General features: G+C 70.0%; 7 protein-coding genes. 4 read left to right on the forward strand and 3 right to left on the reverse strand.

Annotated elements, in window-relative coordinates:
* Nucleotides 1-201 precede the first annotated feature (201 nt).
* Together nadC and nadA are read right to left on the reverse strand one after the other, a co-directional pair.
* Complete coding sequence (gene nadC, locus G6019_RS11190; RefSeq protein ID WP_182612712.1) at nt 202-1083, reverse strand: carboxylating nicotinate-nucleotide diphosphorylase; 882 nt, start codon at nt 1081-1083, stop codon at nt 202-204.
* A 68-nt stretch (nt 1084-1151) separates the two neighbouring features.
* Complete coding sequence (gene nadA / locus G6019_RS11195; RefSeq protein WP_107756243.1) at nt 1152-2237, reverse strand: quinolinate synthase NadA; 1086 nt, start codon at nt 2235-2237, stop codon at nt 1152-1154.
* A gap of 72 nt (nt 2238-2309) precedes the next feature.
* Between nadA and G6019_RS11200 the strand changes: the two genes are divergently transcribed.
* Nucleotides 2310-3029, forward strand: a complete 720-nt coding sequence (locus G6019_RS11200) for an NUDIX hydrolase (RefSeq protein WP_107756242.1) — start codon at nt 2310-2312, stop codon at nt 3027-3029.
* A gap of 3 nt (nt 3030-3032) precedes the next feature.
* Here the strand turns inward: G6019_RS11200 and G6019_RS11205 are convergent, their stop codons facing one another.
* A complete protein-coding gene (locus tag G6019_RS11205) occupies nt 3033-3656 on the reverse strand; it encodes a hypothetical protein (RefSeq protein ID WP_194305656.1) in 624 nt (207 codons plus the stop codon).
* Nucleotides 3657-3816: 160 nt separating this feature from the next.
* Here G6019_RS11205 and G6019_RS11210 point away from each other — a divergent pair, with 160 nt between their 5' ends.
* From G6019_RS11210 to G6019_RS11220, 3 genes are all read left to right on the forward strand, one after another.
* Nucleotides 3817-5976, forward strand: a complete 2160-nt coding sequence (locus G6019_RS11210) for an acyltransferase family protein (protein ID WP_182612705.1) — start codon at nt 3817-3819, stop codon at nt 5974-5976.
* Nucleotides 5977-6032: 56 nt separating this feature from the next.
* Nucleotides 6033-8177 carry a glycogen debranching protein GlgX gene (gene glgX, locus G6019_RS11215; RefSeq protein WP_107756240.1) on the forward strand — a complete coding sequence of 715 codons (2145 nt, stop codon included), beginning with the start codon at nt 6033-6035 and terminating at the stop codon, nt 8175-8177.
* Nucleotides 8178-8179: 2 nt separating this feature from the next.
* Nucleotides 8180-9542: alpha-amylase family glycosyl hydrolase (locus G6019_RS11220; protein WP_309230214.1), on the forward strand; the 1363-nt coding region annotated here is incomplete at its 3' end.

Consider the following 9542-nt stretch of genomic DNA (forward strand, 5'->3'; position numbering starts at 1 on the left):
GCGGGCCGGGGGCCGGGCGCGGGGGCGGCGGCGAGGTGTTCTCCCCCGACTCCACGCGCCGGCGGGCCTCCGCCATCCGCTGCTGCCGGCGTTCCGCCGGCGTGCTCTTCTCGCTCGTGTCCCAGAAGCCCGTCATGACAACGAACTTTACGCGGGTCCCGGCGGTCGCCACCGCACCAGAACGGCCGGGTGGGGCGGACCTCACATATCCAGACCGACGTCCAGTACCGCCACGGAGTGGGTGAGTCCGCCGACGGCGAGGAAGTCGACACCGCAACGCGCGTAGTCGGCGGCGACGTCCAGACCCAGACCGCCGCTCGATTCCAGCCGGGTCCGGGGTGAGATCGCGTTGCGACGCTGGACCGCCATCTGCGTCTGCCAGACGGGGAAGTTGTCCAGCAGGACCAGGTCCACCCCCGAGGCGAGCATCTGGTCGAGCTGCTCCAGGGAATCCACCTCGACCTCGCAGGGCAGGTCCGGGAACCGCTCGCGGACGGCCGCCAGGGCGGGCAGGACCCCACCGGCGGCCACCACGTGGTTGTCCTTGACCAGGACGGCGTCCCCGAGGCCGAGCCTGTGGTTGACCCCACCACCGCACCGCACCGCGTACTTTTGCAGCAGCCGCATACCGGGCAGGGTCTTGCGGGTGTCGCGGACGGCGCATCCGGTGCCCTCGAGCCGGTCGACCCAGGCACGGGTCGCGGTCGCCACCCCGGAGAGGTGGCACACGAGGTTGAGAATGGTCCGTTCGGCGGTCAGCAGACCGCGGGTCGGCGCACTGATCTCGGCCACCACGTCGCCGGCCGACACGCGGTCCCCGTCCCGGGCGTGGAGCGTCACCGAGAAGTCGGCGCCGCCTCCGACGGAGCCGTCACCATGAGGCCCGAGCACCTCGGTGAGGACCAGTTCGATCAGCGGCAACCCCGCCACCACCCCGTCGGACCGGGTCACCAGACGGGCCGTGGCCCGGGCATCCGCGGGAACGGTGGCCAGCGAGGTGGCATCCGGGCCGTACCGGAGGTCCTCCTCGAGGGCGCGCCGGATCGCCAGGAGAGCATCGGCCCGGGTATCGGGGTCGAACAGGTCGTCGTCGTCGCCACCGGAGGCCTGCGAGGTCGCGCCGGCGGCTACCCCGCCCTCTCCCCCGCCGGTCACTCGCCGGATCCCGGGTTGCCGATCGCGATCATCCGCTCGACCGACCCCCGCGCGGCCTCGGCCGTGGCGGGGTCGACGTGGACCTCGTCCGCGCCCTCGACGAGCGCGCGCAGCAGCGCGGCCGGGGTGATCATCTTCATGTAGGGGCAGCTCGCCTGCTCGTTGACCGGCAGGAAATCGATCTCCGGGGCGGCCTTGCGCAACTGGTGGATCATCCCGATCTCGGTGGCCACCAGGACCTCGCGGGAACCCGAGGCGCGGGCAGCGTCGACCATCCCGCCCGTGGACAGGATCTTGACCTGATCGGCCGGGACCGCGCCCTCGGTGGCCAGGTGCAGCGCGCTCGTCGCGCAACCGCACTCGGGGTGGACGAAGAGCTCGGCGCCCGGGTGCGCCCGGGACTTGGTGGTGAGCTGGTCGCCGTTGATCGCGGCGTGGACGTGACACTCTCCGGCCCACACGAGAACGTTGTCGCGGCCCGTCTTACGCCGCACGTGCGCGCCGAGGAACTGATCGGGCAGGAACAGGACTTCCCGATCCGGGTCGATCGACTCGACCACGTCGACGGCGTTGGAGCTGGTGCAGCAGATGTCGGTGAGCGCCTTGACCGCGGCGGTGGTGTTGACGTAGGAGACCACCACGGCGTCGGGGTGCTCGGCCTTCCACTCCGCCAGCTGCTCGGCGGTGATGGAGTCGGCCAGCGAGCAACCCGCGGCCTCGTCGGGGATGAGGACCGTCTTGTCCGGCGAGAGGATCTTGGCGGTCTCCGCCATGAAGTGGACCCCGCAGAAGACGATGGTCGACTGTTCGGCCTCCGCGGCGATCCGCGACAGGGCCAGAGAATCCCCGACGTGGTGCGCGATGTCCTGGATGGCGGGGACCTCGTAGTTGTGCGCGAGGATCACCGCGTCGCGCTCGGCGGCGAGACGGCGGATCTCCGACGCCCACCGGGCGTCGGGCTCGACGCCGGTGTACACCGCGCCGTCGTGACGGATCCTGACGGCCAGCGGCGACTCCAGCCTGCCGACGGTGCTCTCCGGCCGCGGTGCGACCGTGGTGCCGTGTCCTGTGGCAGTACTCATCGCTGCCCCCTCCCGGGTCGGTTCTGCAGACCGGTACGTCACCGGCCTTGTTTTCGACTTACAATCGAAAACATGCCCAAGTGTAACACCGGTCACGAGGTGCTCGTCGTCGTGGGTCAGGTCCGCCGGATCGCGCACCCCCCCTCCCACGCCCTGCACGTGTTGCTGTGGCAACACACGCTGGGCCCGGCGGCCGGTCGGTGGGCGCTGCCCGGCGGCGAGGTCGGGGACGACGAGGACCTGGCCACCTCCGCCACCCGCCAGCTCGCGGAGAAGGTGGACGTGCGCTCGCTCAGCCACCTGGAATCCGTGGCGGAGTTCTCCGACCCCTCGCGGATTCCCGGTCGGCGGGTCTTCGCCTCAGGATTCCTCGGTGTCCTGCCCAGTGACGCCGACCCGGACATCCCCGACGACACCGCGTGGTTCCGGGTGGACGATCTTCCCGACACCGTCTTCGATCACGCGGAGATCGTCGCCCGCGCCCGGGCCCGCCTCGCCGCCAAGCTCTCCTACTCCACTCTGGGTTTCGCGCTCGCTCCGGAGGAGTTCACCCTCTCCACCCTGGCCCAGCACTACGCCGCCGCCCTCGGCCACCCGGTCGATCCCACGAACCTCCAGAGGATCCTCACCAGGCGGGGAGAGTTGGTGCGCTGCGGACGAAGCGCGCCGCCGGGACCCTCGGGCGGTCGGCCCGCCGCCCTGTACCGATTCGCCGAGCGCAGACTGCGGATCACCGACCAGTTCGCGACTCTCCGGCCGCCGGTCGAGGTCCTCACCGGGGCTCGCGGATGAGACTCAGTCCGGGCGGTTCGGGGACACCGACTCCGGGGGCACCCCGTCCAGACCGTCCACGTCCTCCACGCCGTCCCGCAACTCCGAGGAGTGGCTGACGTGGGCCAGCGCCGCCACGGTGAACGCGGCGATCATCGCGCCGAAGGCCAGCCACCCCGCGCCGGGCGGGAACCAGTCCCACGAGGGCCCCGTGGTCCCGTAGATCATGCGGTCGAAGAACAGTGCCCCCGCCGTGGGCGGCTGTGCCACCACCGTTCCGTACGGGGCGTTCTCCGCGGTCGGGGCCAGGAGCGCGGCCACCGGTGAGGCCGCGGCCGCGGTGACCGAGCACGTCAGCCCGGGCAGCAGCACGAGGACGGGGACGCCCCCTGGGCGACGCAACCCCGGGTGGCGGTGCCACAGGGACAGGACCGCGCACACCACCGCAGCCCCCAACAGGACGATGAGCATCAGGAGTTGACTTCCGCCGTCGGCTCCGGACTCCGGGAGCCGCAGTCCCCTCCCCCCGCCGACCGAGAGCAACTCCGAGCGGGGGGCGGCCACGACCCACACCAGCAGCGCGACGACGGCCGGTCCGACGACTCCCGCGAGGGTCCCCACGGCGCGCCACGGCGGTGAGCTCAGCATGCGCCGGACTGTACCAACGCGGGCGGGGTGAACCGTCTGTGGTGTAATCGGACCCGGTTCCACCATGCTCTGACGCGGCGCCACCACGCTTTTCGGTGTGCGCGCTCGCAGGGCCGGGGCGCCAGCACAGCCCGGACGACTCGTCAGGAAGTATCCGCCAGTGGCCACCAGCACTCCGAACCCGCCGGCTCGCCGCCGGCGCGGGAAGATGGCCTACCGGCACGACATCGACGGTCTCCGCGGCCTGGCCATCGCACTGGTCGTGGTGTTCCACATCTGGATGGGGCGCGTCTCCGGCGGCGTCGATGTGTTCCTCACCCTGTCCGGGTTCTTCTTCCTGGGATCGCTCCTGCGCGGCGCCGGCCTCCCGGGTACGGCCCTCAACCCACTTCCCCACCTGAAGCGTCTGGTCCGGCGCCTGTATCCGGCGCTCGTGGTCACCGTGGCGGCGACCGTGGTGGGGACCATCCTCATCAAACCCCCCACCCAGTGGTCGGCGATCTTCGAGCAGACCATCGCCTCGCTGTTCTACTACCAGAACTGGGAACTCGCGCTCACCTCCCAGGACTACGCGGCGGCCGACGCGACCATCTCGCCGCTGCAGCACCTGTGGTCGATGTCGGTCCAGGGCCAGTTCTACCTGGTGGCCCTGGCCGTAGTCCTGGGTCTGACCGCGGTGTGGCGGCTCGTCGTGAAGCGCGGGACGCCCACGCTAATGTTGCTCGGAGTGGTGCTCGCGGGCACCGTCGCCTCGGTCTGGTGGTCCGCGTACGGGCAGACGGTCAACCAGCCCTGGAACTACTACGACACCGGTGCCCGGATGTGGGAGCTGCTCGTCGGCGGTCTGGTGGCCATCGTGTTGGCCGGGGTGGTCCTCCCGTGGCCGCTCCGCATGCTCACCACGGCCGCCGGCCTGTTCATGGTCGTGAGCACGGGCTTCTTCTTCGACGGTGCCGCCTACTTCCCCGGCCCCCTGGCCTGGTATCCGATCGGTGGCGCGCTGCTGATCATCCTCGGCGGCAACCTCCCCGACGGTGAGCGTGCGACGCCGCGCAGGGACCCGGTCACCTGGCTGCTGTCCGGGCGGGTGTTCCGCCGGCTGGGCGACATCTCGTACTCCCTGTACCTCTGGCACTGGCCGATACTCATCCTCTGGCTGTCCTACGACCGCCAGGCCGAGATCACGCTGGTGTCGGGGCTGGTGATCACCGCCGCCTCGGTGGTGTTGGCCCTGCTGACCGAGAAGTACGTCGAGCGACCCCTGCGGATGGCCAGCCGGGCGCGGAGCCGGACCACGCCCGCGGCCCAGAAGCGCGACTCGCTCCGCAAGGGGTCCGGTCGCTCCGAGCGGGAGCAGCGGCGCTTCGTCCGGGCCACCTCCCTCGTCGTGGTGTCCGCCGTGGCCAGCCTCGGCGTCGTCGGGTGGTGGACGGCCACCTCGGCCTCCCGCTCGGCGGTGCCGTACGTCGATTCACTCACCGACCCGGACCACCCCGGGGCCCGTGCGTTCTTCGACGGCGTCCCGGTCCCCGAGAACGTCGGTTACGTCCCCTCCTTGCTGCAGGTGGGCAACGACCTGCCCATGAGCACCCTCGACGGCTGCATCTCCAACTTCGAGTCCTCGGAAGTCGAGATGTGCGTGTACGGCGACGTGACCGCACCCCGCACCATCGCGCTGGTCGGCGGCTCGCATGCCGAACACTGGATCAGCGGCCTCGACGAGGTCGGCCGCCACTACGGCTTCCGGGTGGTGACGCTGCTCAAGATGGGGTGTCCGTTGACCCTCGACGCATCGGTCTCCGACAGCGACGAGTTGCTGTACGAGAGCTGCGCCGAATGGACTCCCGCCGCGCTGGCCGCCCTCGTCGGCCTGGCACCGGACTTCGTGTTCACCACCGCCACCCGGCCGGTGGGGGTCGTGGGCCCGGATGTCACGCCACGCCAGTACGTCGACCTGTGGCGGGCACTCGACCAGCAGGGCATCGGCGTGATCGCCATCCGCGACACCCCGTGGCTCAATCAGGGGCGTGGCCCGATCCGGGCCGGGGACTGCCTGGGAGACGGCGGCACCCCCGAGGAGTGCGGAATGCCCCGGGAGCGGTCCGTCGCGCCCATCAACCCGGCGGCGCTCGCCGGGGCCGGGATCGACTCGGTCCGACTCATCGACCTGACCGACGGTCTGTGCGATGCGGGGAACTGCCCCGTCGTGGTGGGCAACGTCATCGTCTACCACGACTCCCACCATCTCTCGGGGTCCTGGGTACGGTCCGCGTCGGGCGAGCTCGCCCGGCAGATGGGGCCCGCGACCGGCTGGTGGTGAGCGTCGGGGGCCCGGTACACCGGTTCGAGTCCCGATAACCACTACTGTTGGGCCTTGTGACCAACGACGACACGCAGCAGTCCGCCCCAGAGCTCATTCGTGCCTGGCCTGGTAGCGCCTTCCCCCTCGGCGCCACGTACGACGGGACCGGAACCAACTTCTCTCTGTTCTCCGAGGTGGCCGAGCGTGTCGATCTCTGCCTGATCGACAGGGACGGTCGTGAGACCTGCGTCGAACTGACCGAGGTCGACGGCCACATCTGGCACTGCTACCTCTTCGGCGTCACCCCGGGTCAGCGCTACGGCTTCCGCGTCCACGGACCGTACGAGCCGGAGCACGGGTTGCGGTGCGACCCCTCGAAACTGCTGTTGGACCCGTACGGCAAGGCCTTCGACGGCGAGTTCGACGGCCACCCGAGCCTGCACAGCTACGACCTGGACGATCCGACCAGGCGCAACACCGAGAACTCCCTCGGCCACACCATGACCACCGTCGTGATCAACCCCTACTTCGACTGGGGTAACGACCGCGCTCCCCGGCACGAGTACCACAACACGGTGATCTACGAGGCCCACGTCAAGGGCATGACCGCCACCCACCCGGACATCCCTGCCGAGATGCGCGGAACCTATGCCGGCATGACCCACCCCGCGATCATCGACTACCTCACCGACCTCGGGGTCACGGCGATCGAGCTGATGCCGGTCCATCAGTTCATGCAGGATCAGCGGCTCATCGACATGGGGCTCCGCAACTACTGGGGGTACAACAGCTTCGGGTTCCTGGCCCCGCACAACGAGTACGCGTTCGCCGAGAAGCCCGGAGACGCGGTGAGCGAGTTCAAGGCGATGGTCAAGGCGTTCCACGACGCCAACATCGAGGTGATCCTCGACGTGGTCTACAACCACACCGCCGAGGGCAACCACATGGGGCCCACGATCGGGTTCCGCGGTATCGACAACCAGGCCTACTACCGGCTCGTCGAGGGCGACGAGCAGCACTACATGGACTACACCGGCACCGGCAACACGCTCAACGTCCGGCACCCCCACTCCCTGCAGCTGATCATGGACTCGCTGCGGTACTGGGTCCTGGACATGCACGTCGACGGGTTCCGGTTCGATCTCGCCTCCGCCCTGGCCAGAGGGCTGCACGACGTGGACCGGCTGTCGTCGTTCTTCGATCTGGTCCAACAGGACCCGGTGGTCAGCCAGGTCAAGCTCATCGCGGAACCGTGGGACGTGGGCGAAGGCGGCTACCAGGTGGGCAACTTCCCGCCGTTGTGGACCGAGTGGAACGGGCAGTTCCGCGACACCGTCCGCGACTTCTGGCGGGGAGAGCCCGCCACGCTCGGGGAGTTCGCCTCCCGACTGACCGGCTCCTCGGACCTGTACGAGAACACCGGCCGCCGCCCCACCGCGTCGATCAACTTCGTCACCGCGCACGACGGGTTCACCCTCAACGACCTCGTCTCCTACAACGAGAAGCACAACGACGCCAACGGCGAGGACGGCAACGACGGAGAGAGCCACAACCGCTCCTGGAACTGCGGCGTCGAGGGCCCCACCGACGACCCGGACGTCCTGAGTCTGCGGCACAGGCAGCGACGCAACATGCTGACCACCCTCATCCTGTCGCAGGGAACGCCGATGATCGCGCACGGGGACGAGATCGCCCGCACGCAGGGCGGCAACAACAACGTCTACTGCCAGGACAACGAGATCGCCTGGATGAACTGGGAGCTCGACGAGGAGAAGGAGACCCTCCTCGAGTTCACCCGCACCCTCGTCCGACTGCGGAAGGACCATCCCGTCTTCCGTCGGCGGAGGTTCTTCGGCACAGTGCTGCGGGACGACGAGGACCCCCAGGACATCGGCTGGTTCAGTCCCGACGGCTCGGAGATGACCCACAAGGACTGGGATTCCGGCTTCGGCAAATCCCTGGCCGTCTATCTCAACGGCGAGGGCATCCACGAACCCGACGAGCGCGGCCAGCGCATCGTGGACGACTCGTTCCTGTTGCTGTTCAACGCCCACCACGAGCCCATCGAGTTCTCGTTGCTGGGGCCCGAGTACGCGCAGTCCTGGGAGGTCGTCCTGGACACGGCGGACCACCTCGAGGAGCGCAGCGGCGAGTTGGGCTCGGACGAGACGATCACGGTGGCCGATCGCGGCACGATCGTCCTGCGCAAGGTCTCCTGATCGTGGCCCACGAGGACCGGGCCGGGACCGGAGCGCTGGGCAGGGGGGCCGCCCTGGCCAGCACCTACCGTCTCCAACTGCGGACGCCCGCCTCCGATCCGAATGGCCGGGGATTCGTCCTGGCCGACGTCGAAGACCTGGTCCCCTACCTCGCCGATCTCGGGGTGGGCTCTGTGTACCTGTCGCCGATACTCGAGGCCACCCCGGGATCGACCCACGGGTACGACGTGGTGGACCCGACCAGGGTGGCGGCGGAACTCGGCGGCATCGACGCCCTGCGGTCGCTCCGGGCCACCTGCCGGGAGCACGGCCTGGGCGTGGTGGTGGACATCGTCCCCAATCACCTGGGCGTCGACCGGCCGACGGCCAACAGATGGTGGTGGGATGCGCTGCGCCGCGGCCCCGACTCGCCGTACTTCTCGTACTTCGACTTCGACACCGAGCCCGCCAACGGAGCGGATGGCCGGATAGCGATCCCGGTGTTGGGGTCACCGGAAGACGTCGGCGAGCTCGTCGTCGTCACCCCCACCGACACCGACACCTCCGACTCGGACGCGGATGCAGACCCCCAGACCGAGCTGCGCTTCTACGACCATCGCTTCCCCGTCGCCCCCGGCACCGGGGGCGGGACCGCCCAGGAGGTGCACGACCGGCAGCACTACCGCCTCGTCCACTGGCGGGAGCCGCTCCTGGGCTACCGGCGGTTCTTCACCGTGACCGGGCTGGCCGGGCTGCGCCAGGAGGACCCCGCGGTCTTCGACGCCACCCACGCCGAGGTGCGCCGCTGGTGCGAGGAGGACCTGGTCGACGGCATCCGGGTCGACCATCCTGACGGGCTCGCCGACCCGGTGGGGTACGCGCGGCGTCTCCGCGGGCTGGCCGGCGAGGACCGGTGGCTGCTGGTGGAGAAGATCCTCGCCCCCGCCGAGGTGCTCGACCCCGCCATGCCCGTCGACGGGACCACCGGCTACGACGCTCTCCGTCTGATCGACCAGATGCTGGTGGATCCCGGCGGTCAGGCGCGGTTGACGGAGCTGGCCGCCCGGTACTGCGGTGGCCCCGGCGACGAGGAGCAGGTCCACGAGCAGTCCGCCCGTCTCAAGCGGCAGATCGTCCTCGAGGACCTCGCCCCCGAGCTGGGACGGCTGACCCGGGCGGTGCGGCGTGACGCCGCTGTCGGCCGGGACGCGGGCGAGGTGACGAGTGGCGACGACGACGAGGAGGCGCAGCTCCGCGAGGCGCTGGTCTCGGTGATCGCGCACACGCCCGTCTACCGCGCCGACTACCCGGTCCTGCGAGGGACCCTCCCCGGGATCCTGGAGGGCCTTCACCGCGATCGCCCCGAGCTGGGCCCGGCCCTGGGCC

It is taken from the genome of Dietzia sp. DQ12-76 (genome assembly GCF_014145045.1).
In the GTDB taxonomy this organism is placed as follows: domain Bacteria; phylum Actinomycetota; class Actinomycetes; order Mycobacteriales; family Mycobacteriaceae; genus Dietzia.

What these genes read in the sequence shown, in the direction of transcription:
- G6019_RS11205 (WP_194305656.1), bottom strand. Translation starts at nt 3,656, where the DNA reads ATGCTGAGCTCACCGCCGTGGCGCGCCGTGGGGACCCTCGCGGGAGTC.
- G6019_RS11200 (WP_107756242.1), top strand. Translation starts at nt 2,310, where the DNA reads ATGCCCAAGTGTAACACCGGTCACGAGGTGCTCGTCGTCGTGGGTCAG.
- nadA (WP_107756243.1), bottom strand. Translation starts at nt 2,237, where the DNA reads ATGAGTACTGCCACAGGACACGGCACCACGGTCGCACCGCGGCCGGAG.